General features: G+C 42.7%; 13 protein-coding genes. 7 read left to right on the top strand and 6 right to left on the bottom strand.

What is annotated here, in order from left to right; genetic code table 11:
• Window positions 1-81: 81 nt before the first annotated feature.
• Window positions 82-876, top strand: coding sequence for an alpha/beta fold hydrolase (locus UYI_RS0103535; protein ID WP_016865296.1), 795 nt, complete (start codon window positions 82-84; stop codon window positions 874-876).
• Between the two features lie 91 nt (window positions 877-967).
• On the opposite strand, the gene UYI_RS36445 is transcribed toward UYI_RS0103535, so the two are convergent.
• A complete protein-coding gene (locus UYI_RS36445; protein WP_157226291.1) occupies window positions 968-1,108 on the bottom strand; it encodes a hypothetical protein in 141 nt (46 codons plus the stop codon).
• Window positions 1,109-1,307: 199 nt separating this feature from the next.
• Between UYI_RS36445 and UYI_RS0103530 the strand changes: the two genes are divergently transcribed.
• Window positions 1,308-1,979, top strand: coding sequence for a DUF3120 domain-containing protein (locus UYI_RS0103530; protein WP_016865295.1), 672 nt, complete (start codon window positions 1,308-1,310; stop codon window positions 1,977-1,979).
• A 219-nt stretch (window positions 1,980-2,198) separates the two neighbouring features.
• Here the strand turns inward: UYI_RS0103530 and UYI_RS34055 are convergent, their stop codons facing one another.
• Window positions 2,199-7,277 carry a PAS domain-containing protein gene (locus UYI_RS34055; protein WP_016865294.1) on the bottom strand — a complete coding sequence of 1,693 codons (5,079 nt, stop codon included), beginning with the start codon at window positions 7,275-7,277 and terminating at the stop codon, window positions 2,199-2,201.
• A 391-nt stretch (window positions 7,278-7,668) separates the two neighbouring features.
• Between UYI_RS34055 and UYI_RS39950 the strand changes: the two genes are divergently transcribed.
• The gene (locus tag UYI_RS39950) at window positions 7,669-7,773 is read left to right on the top strand and encodes a pentapeptide repeat-containing protein (protein ID WP_258003568.1); all 105 of its coding nucleotides are present in this window, start codon (window positions 7,669-7,671) and stop codon (window positions 7,771-7,773) included.
• Window positions 7,774-7,970: 197 nt separating this feature from the next.
• Here the strand turns inward: UYI_RS39950 and UYI_RS0103515 are convergent, their stop codons facing one another.
• Complete coding sequence (locus UYI_RS0103515; RefSeq protein ID WP_016865293.1) at window positions 7,971-8,816, bottom strand: prephenate/arogenate dehydrogenase; 846 nt, start codon at window positions 8,814-8,816, stop codon at window positions 7,971-7,973.
• 84 nt (window positions 8,817-8,900) lie between these two features.
• Here UYI_RS0103515 and UYI_RS0103510 point away from each other — a divergent pair, with 84 nt between their 5' ends.
• The 4 genes from UYI_RS0103510 (at window position 8,901) to UYI_RS0103495 (ending at window position 13,050) form a co-directional block, all read left to right on the top strand.
• A complete protein-coding gene (locus tag UYI_RS0103510) occupies window positions 8,901-10,460 on the top strand; it encodes a pentapeptide repeat-containing protein (protein ID WP_016865292.1) in 1,560 nt (519 codons plus the stop codon).
• A 109-nt stretch (window positions 10,461-10,569) separates the two neighbouring features.
• The gene (locus tag UYI_RS0103505; RefSeq protein ID WP_026085715.1) at window positions 10,570-11,163 is read left to right on the top strand and encodes a DUF1517 domain-containing protein; all 594 of its coding nucleotides are present in this window, start codon (window positions 10,570-10,572) and stop codon (window positions 11,161-11,163) included.
• Window positions 11,164-11,262: 99 nt separating this feature from the next.
• Window positions 11,263-12,132, top strand: coding sequence for a hypothetical protein (locus UYI_RS0103500; protein WP_016865290.1), 870 nt, complete (start codon window positions 11,263-11,265; stop codon window positions 12,130-12,132).
• A gap of 609 nt (window positions 12,133-12,741) precedes the next feature.
• Entirely contained in the window at window positions 12,742-13,050 is a 309-nt protein-coding gene (locus UYI_RS0103495) for a hypothetical protein (protein WP_016865289.1), read from the top strand.
• Between the two features lie 155 nt (window positions 13,051-13,205).
• On the opposite strand, the gene aroF is transcribed toward UYI_RS0103495, so the two are convergent.
• The 3 genes from aroF to rpsO form a co-directional block, all read right to left on the bottom strand.
• Window positions 13,206-14,264 (bottom strand): 3-deoxy-7-phosphoheptulonate synthase, encoded by a 1,059-nt coding sequence (gene aroF / locus UYI_RS0103490; protein ID WP_016865288.1) that lies wholly within the window; start codon window positions 14,262-14,264, stop codon window positions 13,206-13,208.
• A 502-nt stretch (window positions 14,265-14,766) separates the two neighbouring features.
• Window positions 14,767-15,231: a PAM68 family protein gene (locus UYI_RS0103485; protein ID WP_016865287.1), complete on the bottom strand. Its 465-nt coding sequence runs from the start codon at window positions 15,229-15,231 to the stop codon at window positions 14,767-14,769.
• A gap of 11 nt (window positions 15,232-15,242) precedes the next feature.
• Entirely contained in the window at window positions 15,243-15,512 is a 270-nt protein-coding gene (rpsO, locus tag UYI_RS0103480) for a 30S ribosomal protein S15 (protein WP_016865286.1), read from the bottom strand.
• Window positions 15,513-15,709: the final 197 nt, after the last annotated feature.

Raw genomic sequence — 15,709 nt, 5'->3', positions numbered from 1 at the left:
ATTGGTGATAGAGCAAGTGCAGGGTAAACAGCCAGTAAGCCTGCGTGGCTGAATAATTTATGTCTGATAGAGGTTTTTATTGTGCCCAAAGCTCTAGTTAATGGAATTGAATTGTTTTATAACATTCATGGAACTGGTGAGCCGTTATTATTAATCGCTGGGTTTGACTCTGACAGTTTAAGTTGGTCGGTGCTGATGCCATTTTTGGTCAAACACTATCAAGTGATTAGGTTTGATAATCGCGGAGTAGGACAAAGTTCAGCACCTAATAGTCCCTACAGCATTCAGCAAATGGCTGCTGATACTATTGCTTTGCTTGAGTATCTGAAAATTTCCCAAGTATATGTAGTAGGTCATTCGATGGGTGGTCAAATTGCCCAAGAACTGACACTAGCACAGCCAGAAATAGTTCAAAGTCTCATCTTGCTATCATCTTGGGCAAAAGGAGACAGTAAGTTTCAGGCAATCATGGAATTGTTTGGCGATTTGCCCTCGAAGTTAGATCCACTGCTTTATCAAACTACCTTATTGCCCTGGTTGTTTAGTGATAGATTTTATGCAACTCCAGGAGCGATCGAACAAATTGTTAATCAAATCCGGAAGTACCCATTTTTACCAGAATCCTACGCACTTTATCATCAAAGCCGAGCTATTCTCAACAGTGACACTTTCGAGCGTCTTGCGAGTATTGAAGTTCCTACCTTGGTGATGGTGGGTGAGCAAGATATTGTCACACCAATAAAATTTTCTGAGCATCTAGCTCAAGGAATCCCGAATGCTGAACTTGTTATTCTTGAACAAGTAGGACATGCCTGTTTTATTGAGTCTCCAGAGATCGTAGCTCAGGAAATGCTCAAGTTTTTAACAAATCACTAGCTTGAAAATAGCGATTAGGGATCAGGGATTGGGGATTGGGGAACTCACCGCCCCCCACGATCGTAGAGAGTGGGAATAAGGGCAATGGGGATTAACTTAACAGCAAACCCATCATCCATCGCCTTGCACTGTTGAAAAGTTTGTAGACGCGCTCATAGGCTTCCCGAAGGGTGCGGAGGTTTCCTCCGTTAGCGTAAGAGCTTTTCAAGACAGTGTTCGTTTTATTTTTCATCTCCTCGTTTTAAATTGTGTTAGTGTCAGTACAATATAAATATGCCCCAGGGGGGGATATATGTTGTGATATCTTAAATAAGATAAAGTTAAGTAAATAATATTAATAAACTTTGGTTAATAATACATTGTCCTCATACACTGTTTCTGCTGGTATTAAAACAAAGACGGAGACACTCTCCGGCTCTGCACATCCTCAGGTGAATGCCTCAACTCCGCTTGGCATATATGCCTCGGCTCGGCAAACTTGGTTAATATTCGCAGCAGCTATATTTTTGGTATCCGTGCCAGTATTTATCGAAGCTCCTCTGGTGCGATCGCTACCCTGGTTGAGTATTGGTCTGACATTTTTATGGGTGTGGCTGAGTTTCTTATTAATGTCACGTTCTGTAACATACCATTGGGGAGATTTATTATTTGGGTTTAGCTGGAGTTGGTTAGCTGGTTCAATTTACTGGGGTTGGTTGCGTTGGGAACCTTTATGGCATTTACCAGTAGAGTCTATAGGTCTACCGTTTGCAATCTGGTGTCTGCGTCGAAATTGGGGAAAAGTCGGTAACTGGTTTTATTTAGGTTCTTTACTAGGTACTGTCTTAACTGACGTGTATTTCTACTTGGTAAATTTAATGCCGCACTGGCGACAAATTATGCAAGTAGAACCAGAATTCGTGCCACAAATTTTACAGAATGCAGTAGCACGAGTACAGACGCCTTGGGGAGTAGCCTGGGCATTAATTCTAGCTATGGTTCTAACAATGGTAGGAATTTTACCTTTAGGTAGAAGACAGTATCACTGGTATGCTTTTAGCGGAGCGGTGTTGAGTACAATTTTGGTAGATAGTTTATTTTTGCTAGCCGCTGTTTTAGCCTGAGAAGGCAGGAGGCAGGAGGCAGAGGGCAAAAGGGAAACGTTATAAATTAATTGGAAGAATTTCAAATAAGGATGCCTTGCATCTTGTAGGCACGAAGTGGCTTCTCGTAATGTAAAAAATTTGTTACCCTTTTTATAAAAAATTAGGGGCTTTGAACCCTATAGCAGACGGCAAAAATAGATTTTCTTCCTTCTGCCATCTGCCCTCTGCCCTCTGCCTTCAGTTACATCTCCCAGCCAACCGTGCCACAACTATAAGCAGTTGAATTGGTTCAATAGGCTTGGGTATATGCATCTGAAAACCAGCGTCAAGAGCGAGTTTGCGATCTTCTTGTCTGGCATAGGCTGTTAAGGCGGCGGCTGGGATCTGTCCGCCTTGTTCGGGTGGGAGCGATCGCAACTGACGAATCAGAGAGTAACCATCCTCACCAGGCATTCCGATATCACTTAACAGCACATCAGGCTTTACTTGTTGCAGGAGTTGTAAGGCTTCGCGAGTGGAAGCGGCTGTTGTCACAATTGCCCCGTATTGCTCTAAGGCTGTTTGCAAAAACTCCCGTGTATCTGCTTCATCATCAACTGTCAGGATTTTTAATCCACTGAGATTGAAGGTAGTCTCGCAATTTGTCTGTCGCAGAATCGCCAGTTCTGCTAATTCATTTGATACAACATCGGTTGAGAGGAGAGGGAGTTGGATGGTAAAAGTTGTTCCTTGCCCTTCACCCTGACTAGCAACTGAAATTGTGCCGCCGTGTAATTCTACTAAGTTACGCACAATCGCCAGTCCCAATCCCAATCCTCCTTGAGTGCGAGTAGTCGTAGCATCTGCTTGCCGAAAACGGTCAAAAACGTAAGGCAAAAATTCAGGGTTAATTCCCTTACCTGTATCAATCACCTGAATTTGGGCATAAATGAGGGAGGGGTGAGACAAGGGAGAAAAATTGCCTCCTTGTCCGCAATTGCCACTCACCATTCCCTTTGACAACCGCACCTCAACCTGTCCGCCTTCAGGAGTAAACTTCACAGCATTGGAAAGTAAATTCCAAACAACTTGTTGTAAGCGGTCTGGATCACCAGAAACTTGGAATTTTGGATTTTGGATTTCAGATTTGAGATTACTAGGATACTCCTCAGACTCCGTAGCCAGGTTGCCCCCACCATCTTCCAACCCAACATCTAAAATCGTAAATTGTAAATTGATGGACTTGGTACTAGCAGTGGGATTGACTGTATCTAATGCTGCCTGGATCACTGGGACTAAATTGGTTGGGCGCAGATTTAAACGAACTTGACCGCGAATAATCCGCGAAATATCGAGCAAGTCTTCAATTAACTGAGTTTGGGCTTGAGCATTGCGCTCAATTGATGCTAGTGCCTGTTCGGTTTTATCAGGAGATAATTTACGAGTGCGAAGCAGGCGTGACCAACCTAAAATGCCATTGAGGGGCGATCGCAATTCATGGGAGACAATTGCTAAAAACTCATCCTTCATGCGACTGGCTTTTTCAAGTTCTATGCGGGCAGCGCGTTCACGTTCCAAGGCTTGGGCCCGTTCTTCTATTGCTAACTTCTGATCATGAATATCTGTACAGGAGCCAAACCATTTGACAATTTGACCATCTTGATCACGCAATGGAAACGCTCGTCCTAAATGCCAGCGATATTCGCCATCACAAGCACGACGAAAACGGTACTCAATGTCGTAGTTTTCTCCGGTACGAAGGCTATATTGCCAAACTGCAATCGTACGTTCCACATCGTCAGGATGCAAAATGTTTTGCCATCCTTCTCCTTGTGTTTGTTCTAGCGTTTTTCCTGTGTAGTCGTACCAGCGTTGATTGAAATATTCATGATAGCCGTCGGGTCGAGTGATCCAGAACATCTGCGGCATTGTATCCGCTAGTGTGCGAAACATTAATTCACTTTGACGTAAGGCTGCTTCTGCCAGCTTGAGTTCTGTGATGTCCATAACTGTGACACCGACTCCCAACACTTCGCCGTTGGGTAAACAGACAGGAAAGTGATTTGTTAAACAACGCCGAGAAATACCAGGTATGGTTTCACCGCTCAATTCCAGGTTTATTATTGACTCCTGGGTTTGCATAATTTGCAGAAGTATAGGCTGCAACTGAGGTGCCATTTGCGGCAAAATTTCCTCTAGGGTACGACCCAAATGTGTGCTTAATGGCACTCCGTTGATGGTTGCTAGTGCTTCGTTGGCGTAAAGGTAGCGAAGGTCACGATCTAGTAATGCCATACCAATTGGCGAACTGGTAATAAAAGCATTGAGTATTGTTTCGCTCTTCTGCCTTGCTAATTCCACCTGCTTGCGTTCAGTAATATCTGTTTGTGTACCAAGCATTCGCAGCGGTTTGCCATCCCCAGTCCATGCCACAATCTTGCCAATCGAGAGAATCCATTTCCAATCTCCCGACTTGGTACGTTGCCTAAATTCAACCCGGTATTCGTTGCGTTGGCCTGCAATATACTCTTCGTAAACTCGATTAACTAGCTCTTTGTCGTCAGGATGCAGCCGCGATCGCCACGCTTGATTGGTTTCTTGGAACTCGTCGGGTTCATAACCCAGCATCCGTGCATACTCTGGACTGACAACAGTATCCCCAGTTTGAATGTTGAGGTCATAGAGTCCCTGATTAGCTGCCGACAAAGCTAAACGCAAGCGTTCTTCGCTTTCCCGCAGTGCCTTCTCTGTCAATTTGCGATCGCTGATATTACTGGTACTACCAACAACTCGCACTGGCTTTCCAGTTTGATCACGTAAGACAATACATTGATCCAACACGTAAATGTATTGCCCCTGCTTATTCTGCACCCGATACTCCAGGCTACGGCGACCATCTACTAACTGTGTTTCTGCAAGAGTCTTCGGTAAATGCTGGAGATCATCAGGATGAATCCTTTGTTGCCACCATTGCAGAGTTGGTTCAGCCTCTTGTGGAGAATAGCCCAACAGTCTAAATAAACCTTCAGTGCGTTCAACTCGGTTCTGTTCTGCTGTCCAGTCATAAATCATACCGTCCACCGCAGCCGCAGCCAGTTGAAAACGCTCGTTTGCTTGGCTCAGAGCAATTTCTGTTTGTTTACGATCTGTTATATCTAGGTTAATACCACTCAAGCGCATCGGTTCACCATGCTCATCCAAGGTGAGACGCCCAAGCCCAAGTAGCCAGCGAATGCCGCGTTGCGGGTGGACAATACGAAATTCACTACGAAACTCAGGGAGTAGCTCTTCTATTACACGAAGTACCTCTGCATTCGTACGCTCTCGGTCATCTGGATGCAGCGCATTATACCAGTCTTCATATTGAGGAGAACCGCTAGCTGGATTGATTCCATACAAGTCATAATTTTCTGGCGACCAAACAATTTCACCTGTCTGAATTTTCCAGTCCCAAGAACCAGCCTGGGCGCCGGATAGTGCCAACCGTAGGAGTTGTTCATTTTGTCGCAGTGCTGCTTCTATAAGTTTTAATCCCGTAATATCACGGGTGACGACTAAAATAGATGCGACAGAACCGTCCTCAGTCATTTCAGGGACTATCCTAGCTTGGTAGAAATGAGTTATACCATCTGGAGCAGGCAAGCAAAATTCGTCAACTTGCGGTTGTCCGGTAGAAAGCACAGTTTGTAGGTTTGTTAGGCATTGCTGAGATAGTTCCTCAGGCATTCCCAACTCGCTAGGAGTTTTGCCGATGACGGCTTGAGCGTTCAAGCCGATTGCTTTCTCCATCGCGGGATTAACATACACATGCCGTAGTTCTCGATCCAGTCGAGAAATGACATCAGGAGAATTTTCGACCAGTGCCTTAAATTCCTGCTGGCGACAGCGTAGTTCTTCCTCTGCCTGGCAGCGAGCAGTCACATCTCGCCAAGTGGCAATAAATCCATCACCGAATTTAGCAATGCGAATGTCAAAGGCTCTCACTAAACGACGTTGATTATAGATGTCATCGTAAATTAGAGCATCTTTAACCAAAGGTTGCCCAGTCTCCACCACTTGACAGTATTCGTCAAACAAGCCAGTTTCTCGATGTCTAGGCAAAATTTCGCACAGTCCCCTGCCAATCTGTTCCTCACGAGTCATGCGATTGTTGACACAGGCGGCATCGTTAACATATTCAATCCGAAAGTCTACAATTTGCCCGGAGTCATCACGGATGGCACAGTAAACTCCAAAGCAGTCCAACATATTTTCAACAGAAGTACGAAAGCGTTCTTCACTCTCCTGTAATTGTTGGTTGACTTCGGTGAGTAAACGATTAAGTTGAAACAGTTTATCGCTCAGTTGGGCACGAGTTTGATATTCACTCAGGCGTATACGCTCAACTTCTAGATCAACTAGAGACTTTTCCCGTTCGGTGATCGCAGTACCTACCACTAAGCCCACAAAGCACTGGATTAACAAACTCAGCTTGTGGACATGCACAATTTCAGTAGCTACTGGGAATTGCGGTAATGAAATGGCATGAGGATAGAGGAGCAAATAATCAAACAGTGTTACTAAAACACAAAAGCTGGCAGTTAACATCCCACCTGTGGTCCCAAAACGAGTTGCTGCCCAAACAATGGGAATAAAACTTAACAGGGAAAATTGCTCAAATGTAAAATTTGTTTCCTGAACTGCCTGAACAGTAAACCAAGCAGTACAAACGGTAGCTAGCACAATCGCAGCAATCTCAGGCCAACGAGTGTACAAACACACAGAGGTAATATATTCTGGTTTCTCTGTCTGATCTGAAATCGGTATCCATTGCCACCGCTCTAAAAGTGGAGTCAGTAGCAACAGGGCTGAGGGAGCGACCGCCATTGTCCCAATCGCATTTCCCAACCACCAATGTACAATAGTTTCATTCAAGCTTTGTTCTGGCAACTTTCCCAAAGCCACTAAGACTGAACTGCCTACAATTGCTGAAGTTGCACAAGCAGCGAGGGGTGCTATCAAAATGAACTTTGTAGCCTTTGTGAGTCCATTGAGAGTGAGCGAACCCTGAAAGCAACGACGATAAAGAAACCAAGCAACCAAAGGTTCGATTACATCTGTTAACCCTACTAGCCGAGTCCAACCATCGCTACCCCAAAAAGGTGCCATTGTCACAGAGACGATTCCCGTGAGAACAGCACCAATTGGCCCAAACCAGAGTGTGAGGGCGATCGCAACTCCTGATGGAGGAAACCACAACGACACAGCAGGTTGAACCCGGTAGAACAGCGCCATGCCGTGAGCCAAAAACAGCGTTAGTAAACTCAATAGAATTAAAAACCATCGATTTTGCGGCATGGGTCGGACAGGAAAGAATTTAGGGGGACTATTCGATTATCTTATGATGAGCAAGGTATGCAGCTAAGCGAAGATATTGTTAGGAAAAAGTGAGGAAAAATACAGAATTATTAAAAATAACAAAGTAGCGGCAACAAATCGGAAGTTTTAATTCTTGCAATATTTTTAATAAATTATCTTGGAAATTATGATTTTGGAGTTTGGTAATTGAGTGGAATTTTTTATGCTTTGCATTAATGTCAAAAATAGATGAGTAACGGTTCCTCAATTGTAGAAGACCCTAAATTTATGTGTGAAATCAATCCAAAATCCTGTTAGCGGATGACTAATTCTAATTCTCTCAACTTTGCTAACCAGGATTTACAAAATCGCTCTTTTATAAAAACGCAATTTGATTGGCGCAGATTTTAGCGGTGCGGATATTCGCGGTTGTAATATTACTAACACCCTATTGTGGGGAGCTAATTTTAAACAAGTCAAATTCTCAGACATTTAGTAACTGTGATTATGGTCGTGGTAGTTGTGGCGATCGCCACATTCCACGCAGTCAGCCAAATATTATTTGGCATTCTCGGTGTCACTTCAAAATAGTTTGGACTTATACTCTAACTTTTTTCTTCACTTTGGCTATTGTAACAGTTGCCTCAGCAGTGAGGGGTATAATACCACGACTTATTTACTATTCACTAATCATTAACAATCTTCGACAAAATTAGGACGATTTAATTGAGTCCTCTTTAACATTTCTTCTAAAACTGTCCAATTTTCTTGCTCAATCAGGTGAATTAATTCGTCGAGATTATGGCGATATTGTCGGAGCGATCGCAACAATTCTTGTTGGTTATATTGTGCCATCATCATCCCTAATTCTGGATTGCCGCCGCCGACGCGACTAGTATCTCTAAAGCCAGAACTAGCGAAGTTTTGGGCTAGTTGCAATACCTGGGGATTGTTTTCACTCAAACAAGCAGCAATTAAAGCGGCGCTCACCATGACTGGCAAATGAGAAATCCAACTCACTGCCCGGTCATGATTTTCTGGAGGACAATGGTAAACTCTACACCCCAGTTGATTGACAATTTTCTCCACACAAGATAAAGCATCTGGTGGTGTTGTCGCTGTTGGCGTCAATACATAAGGTCGACCAACAAATAAATGCTTTTGTGCAGCCTCAATACCACTTTCGGCTGTACCCGCCATTGGGTGTCCGCCGATAAAATTTGTCCACAGGGGAGAAATTGCTTTGACTATCGGTGTTTTGACTGAACCGACATCGGTAATCACAACATTCGCAGCTAAATGAGCGATTAACTGCTCGATTGTGGGAATAATAAGTCCAATCGGTGTACAAATAAATACAACCTCTGCGGCAGTGAGCAAGCTCATGTTAACAGATGCTTCATCTACACTACCAAGGGCGATCGCCTTGGTACAAGTTGATTCCTTACGACTGACTCCAAACACATAATGTCCATGCGATCGCAAATCTAAACCCAAAGAGCCGCCAATTAGTCCGAGTCCTAAAATACCAATTTTCATTGTGATTTTGATTGAAGTTCAATTACAAGTTAAGCTAAACAACTTTACCCACTATTCGAGTTGGCATCCGGTGAGGTAACTCCAATGACTTTAGAGGAATTGCTAGCAAAATACGAAGCAGGAGAAAGAGATTTTAGCGGAGTTGATCTTTCTGAAGCTAACCTCAGTGGTGTCAAACTCAATGAAGCAAATTTTAGTCATGCTAATTTGAGTATTGTTAACCTGAGTGGTTCTCATCTGTGTAGTACTAATTTCAGTCACGCCCAGATCAATGTAGCTAGATTAAGTGGTGCTTATCTTAACCAAGCCAACCTCAACCACGCCAGTCTCAATGTCGCCAATTTGATTCGAGCGGATTTGAGTTGTGCCCAACTCCAGTCAGCTTCCCTGATCCGTGCGGAGTTGATTCGTGCTGATCTGAGTCGTGCTAATCTGTTTGCAGCTAATCTCAGTTGTGCGGATCTCAGAGAAGCTGCGCTTCGCCACGCTATACTACGCTACGCTAATTTGAGCGAGGCGAATTTGAGGGATAGTTTGTTAACGCAAGCAAATTTAGAGGGCGCGAACTTAAGTAACACCGACTTAAGCCGTACCGACTTCAGTGGTGCGAATTGCCGAAATGCAGAAATGAGACAGGCCAATCTCAGCCACAGTAATTTGAGTGGGGCAAATTTGAGTGGAGCAAATTTACGTTGGGCAGATTTAAATGGGGCAAATCTGAGTTGGGCAGATTTAAGTGAAGCAAAATTGAGTGGTGCGAATCTGATTGGGGCAGATTTAAGCAATGCCAATTTAACCAATGCTAGTTTGGTTCATGCTGATCTGACTCAGGCCAAATTAATTAAAGCCGAGTGGGTAGGTGCAGATTTATCAGGGGCGACTTTAACAGGCGCGAAACTTTATTCGACCTCCAGATTTGGTTTAAAAACTGAGGGTATGATTTGTGAGTGGATTGATCTTAGTCCTAGTGGCGATCGCTCCATAATTCAAAAATTCAACACCAAAGAATCACAGGAATTTTTTAACGAAACTCCACCAACAATTCAGATTATTATTGATAAACCCTTGGATCATGAAGCGAATTTTGCCATTGCTGGTGCTTATCACCAGATAGCTCAACAATACCGCGAATTAAAACAACCTCCTAGTATGGAAATTGGACGTCGACGCACAGTTTTTACATTTCGTGTAGATAGTGATTTGAATTTATTACCCACAGCTTATATGGTAATTCTTCCCTTCCAAGATTCAACAACTACCCAAAACAATATTCATACACTGTTGGCAATCATCAAGAGCGAAAAAGTTTCTCATCTTACTTCATTGACTCCTCAGCACTTCCGGCAATTGACTACATTGATCGAAGAAGTAATAGAAAATACTAGTGGAATCAAAGAACTAATAAATATACTTAAAATTACAACAAAAATCAAATTTTTCCAAGCACCAACACAGACAATTTTAACTAATTCCAGTGCCCAAAGCTTGATTATCCATGACCATCCTCACTTTGGTCGATTTATTGACACTTCTGACATCAATGCATCTAAAAATGTTGGCAACTCTCTAAGCACTACCAAAGTAATTAAACCTTCTGCAAGTATGATTCTTGATTTTATCAAAGGATTTCATTACATAAAATAATTAGTTCTTTGTTGATAGATGTTAGTTGGTAGTTATACTTTTCTGGAAGCAGTTAACAACTAATCACCAACGATCAACCAACAACCAACAACAATCTCAAGGAGGAAAAATGCGCGATTCATTTAATAGAATGATGGGTAAGACTCGCTATGTAGTTTGTCGTATTATGTTACATTTAGCGGGATCTGAAGTTGCACCAATTTTGGGAGTATTAAATCGTGGTGCACGGGAAGCAATGGATTCTGATGGTGATCTTAATGTTTTGGGAGAAGGATTAGTAGAACTTTGCGAAACTCTACTGCAATACGATGAATACTGGCTTTCTGCTGCCAATGAAGGCGAAGTATTTTGGAATGAAGGCGAAGCGGGAGATTATATAAATGAATTATTTACAGACTCTGCCCAACGTTACAAGAGTGAGCCAGATTTTAGTTCTGAGTCTGATTATAATGACTCTTTTTCTATACCTGTAACCCGCAACGTTGTGGTGATAATCACAGTTGCTTATACAGGAGAAGTACCAGAATTAGAAACTGATTTAGCTAATATTTACGCCTTGAAAGAAGGCTTAAAAGCCTTGATTAATTTGCATTACAACCATAAACTCCAAGCAATTCAGGTACACTTTTCACCTGCTCAATTAGGTGATGAACTGACTAACGATCAGCTTTTGCAATATTACCCAGAGTTGATACCTTTGTAATTGTTAGAGCATGGGAGTTTTCACCCATTAGCAATTAGTAATTACCAATTATCAGTTTGATCGAGAAATTGTTAAGCTCGAGGATGAGAAGATAGTCAAATGCTGATGAAAATTTTGCGTAAATTCACAGTAATTGTTTTAACATTGAGTTTGTGTTTAACCACAGCTGCCTGCGGTGGTGGAGCAAATCAAAATCAGCCGCAAGCCAATAATGTTAGCCAAACAACAAACATAAATAAGTTGGGTGATGGTCAGTATCCAGTACAACAAGCTACTTATAACGATGCTGACGGAGTATACACTCTGTTTTTACTCAACGCGACGCCCCCGACTGTCAGAACCGAAAATTTGCAAATGGCGCGGCTGACCGATGACGAAATTAAGCAAGGTAAGAAAACTTACCTGAAAGTGGAAAATGGACAGCCAGTGATGTACTTAACAGAAGACTTCAAAATTGAGTACGTCCACAACGTCACCCAAACTCAAACAAATCCTCAAACTGGACAACAGGAGACAGTAGTTGTCCGTCAAGAAAGTGGCTTCTGGTCTCCTTTTGCTGGAGCATTAGCTGGTCAAGCTTTAGGTAGTCTCCTATTCAGACCCCAATACTATGTACCACCTGTGTATCAACCAGGAGTGGTGTTAACTGGCTATGGTGGTTATGGCAGAACTTATGATGATGCGGTTACAAGCTATCAGCGTCGTTACAATCAACCACCAGCAGTAGTTAGAAATCGTACAGCTTTCCGTACTACAGGGAACCTCCGGAGAACTCCCAATAGTTCTACTGTACGCACGACACCACGCACCACTACTGGTAATCGCCCGACTGGTTCTGGTTATGGTAGCAGTACCCTGAGACCATCTGGTAACTCTAGTTCTACTAGACGCAACACTGGCAGTCGTTTTGGTAGCGGACGTAGTTCTCCAACTCGTCGTTCTACTGGCTTTGGTAGCAGAAGACGCTAGTTTGAGAAGGCACAAGGTGTAATCTGAATCTATATTAGATTTCTTGTAGGGGCGTACAATTCTACGCCCCTACAAATGCATTTGTATAACTTATCTGTTGCACATGCCCAAAATCTCGCCCTCAAATAAATTTGGGGCTAAGAGCTTAAGTTAGCTTTTAGCTAACTAGGACAATCGTTGTAAGGAGTTTTAACTCCTTCCGTGCTTTCAACCCAAAACTTTAGTTTCAGGCGTGGTACAAGATTTCCATGAGCAGAGTTCACAATAAAGTTAGGAAAGTTTCTTTTACTCCTTCTGCCACGCCACGTGCTACAACGGAACGGACTTCTATAGCCAGAGGTTTCCTCCGGCTTCAGTCCTCGGGAACCTCCAAGGGCACAGTGGCTCCTCAGCATAGCTGCCTACACCTTTCAAGACAGATATAACATAGTTACTTCGCCACTGTACCTTTTAAACTTGTAATTATAAACACTATTAATATTTTTACTTAGCTCTAAAGAATGATTTTTTTTGCTAAATAAGTTTGTCATGATAATTACTAATTTGCTTAACACTGCTGTTCAAAACTATTTAAGCAAAAGAATCTAGATTATACTTAAGCATCTACATATGTCGACCAACAAAAGAGAGCAAGCAGAAATAGCACGTGAAATAATTTATTCTGAGACCTTGCAACGCTTATTATGTTCAATGGAGATTCGTGAACAAGCAGAAATTAGTCGTTGGCTCAGTAAACAAGAAAGACGCTACAGCAATTACCTAACCCGGCAAGCACAAGACATACTGCAAACAGTAACCCTCCGCAAAGCCTTGATGAAGGTGAGCAGTATTGCAGTACTTTGTGCTGCAATACTGACGAGTAGGCATAATGCTAAAGAGGCCGTTACAAAGTTAAGTTTCAATTCCAATAGAAAATAAGGAGCTTGCTAAAGCAACTATTGTGCCAAATTCCCATGCTGGAATCCTTTTGTCTGCATTTTGACAAAAGTAAAAATAGGCGCGGTGACTTGGAGAATATATAAAAACTGCAAATGTCACCGCGTCTCCCTTTCTGGGCGTCTTTGTTGCTGTTTTTAAGCTAAAGCCACAGCTGGTTGTGGCCAACGCCCTACAGCCTTACCAATGACTGCTAGTTCTTGCATTAACTGGTCGAAAGCTTCTGGTGTCAAAGATTGAGGTCCATCTGACAAAGCCTTCTTCGGGTTGGGGTGAACCTCAATCATTAAGGAATCACATCCAGCAGCAATAGATGCCATTGCCATTGAAGGTACATAAGCAGCCCAACCAGTACCATGACTAGGATCAATCATGATCGGTAGGTGAGTTAGGTTTCGCAAAACAGGTATTGCTGATATATCCAAAGCATTGCGAGTGTATTGGCGATCAAAAGTGCGAATTCCTCGTTCGCACAAAATCACATTTTGATTTCCTGCCGCCAGAATATATTCAGCAGCCATCAACCATTCTTCAATAGTTGCCGACATCCCCCGCTTGAGCAGAACAGGCTTTGGTTGCGCCCCCACTTTTTTAAGTAGAGAGAAATTTTGCATATTTCTTGCCCCTACCTGGACAACATCAGCAATTTCTACGATTTTATCCAGGTCGGCGGCGTCCATAACTTCAGTAATGATACCCAGCCCGCTGGCTTCTCGCGCTGCTGCCAGTAATTCTAAAGCACTTTCACCATGACCTTGGAAAGCATAAGGCGAAGTCCGGGGTTTGTATGCACCTCCACGCAGAAATCTAGCTCCCGCAGCTTTCACACGCCGCGCCGTCTCAACAATCATTTCTTCATTTTCGACGGAGCAGGGCCCAGCTACAACTACTAAGGGATGGTGTTCGCCAAAGGTAACAGGCCCATCAGGTGTGTTTACTACTACCTCAGACGCTTCGCCGTGGCGGTATTGACGGCTAGCCCGTTTGTAAGGCTGTTCTACCCGCAATACTTGCTCAATCCAAGGACTAACTTCCTGAATTTGCAGGGGATCTAAGTCGGCTGTTTCGCCAACTAGACCAATTACAACCTTATGTTTACCAACAATTTTTTCTGGTGTCAGCCCCCAAGTGGTGAGTTCCTCGCTAACGCGGTTGATTTCCGCTTCAGGGGAACCAATTTTCATGACTACAATCATGTTAGTTGCTAATTGCTAGTTGCTATGAATTATTATCTAATATCTAAGTAATTTAGTTAATGTTTGTAGTTGCTAGTTTGTTCTTTACGCTTTAGCACAAGTTATCTCTTAATTGTTACGAATCTATAGTAATACTTTAATAAATCACATATATTTAAAAATTATTAACTTTAAAAAGCGTCATCCTAATTTTAGATTTTGCGAAAATCGGACTTAAGAATTGACAAAAGTTTGGTTTATTAAAGCGCTAAGGTCTCCTCCGCTAGTGTAAGCTTTTCGCGCTAGCGAGTACGCTGCAACTAAGCTATCAGTCATAAGAAAAATAAAAAATAGCGCGCTCAGTAGTTTTGCTACTGTTGTGTTGGGTAAAAATATTAAATTTTGCTTAAATTTTCAATGTTGAAGTTATTAAACTTCAACACTTTTCTCAAATTTACCCAACAGGCTGGAAACATACTTAATTTCCAGACCAGCAATTATTTAAATTTCTGAGCGCTAGCAATTATGTATTCTTTTTCTGCCGAGACTCGCGCCAAGCTGATACCATCCGTCCCAAGTTGACAGTGAAGTCACTCCAACCCAAGAGAGTTCCGGTTCTATCTTCATCCCAAGAAGCAGAAAGAACACCATAAGATATCCCCAATACACCTAAACCAAAAAATCCCATATTCACCAATAAAACGGCAACGGGAGGTAGTTTGATACCGGTGTTGACTAAAAGGAAATAGCTGACAACCAAGGTCATGATACCCAAAGAAGTTGGCACTCCAGCAAAACCAGCTACACGACGCATCATTCGTTGGCTGACTACCTGAGGAATTGCAACTTCTTCTTTGCTATAACGTGGCTTTTTCTTTTCCTTTTTTACAGACTCTTGCTTGACAATGGGCGGTTTACTTTCTGCTTTGGCAGGTTTTTGGCGCTTTTTGTTCGGTTCAAATGGCAAGCGGTCAGATTCAGCAGACATAAAAAGGGTTCCTATCCACGAATACCGAGACGGCCAATCAAAGCTTGATAATGTTCTCGGTTTTCTTTCTGTATATAGGATAAAAGACGTTTACGCTGACCGATCAACTTTAACAACCCTCGACGGGAAGAAAAGTCTTTTTTATTGGCTTGCAGATGTTCACTGAGACGGTTAATACGTTCCGTCAGCATGGCAACTTGAACATCGGCTGAGCCTGTGTCGGTTTCGTGTACTTGGTATTGCGAGATAATCTCTTGTTTGCGCTGTTGCGTCAGAGCCATGATCCAGTTAATTTTCTATTTCTAAATTTATGCAGCAGTCTCCCATATTATCACAAAGCTTTATTAATCTTTAGAGGGTATATGGGTGTAAGGGTGTAAGGGTGTAAGGGTGTAAGGGTGTAAGGGTGTAAGGGTATAAGAATGTAAGGTGTACGGGTGTAAGGGAATAAACAATTAGGTTATAGCCTAGACCTCTA

Origin of the sequence: Fischerella muscicola PCC 7414, from assembly GCF_000317205.1 — a bacterium.
Taxonomy (GTDB): domain Bacteria; phylum Cyanobacteriota; class Cyanobacteriia; order Cyanobacteriales; family Nostocaceae; genus Fischerella; species Fischerella muscicola.
This window is presented reverse-complemented; position numbering and strand designations above follow the sequence as displayed.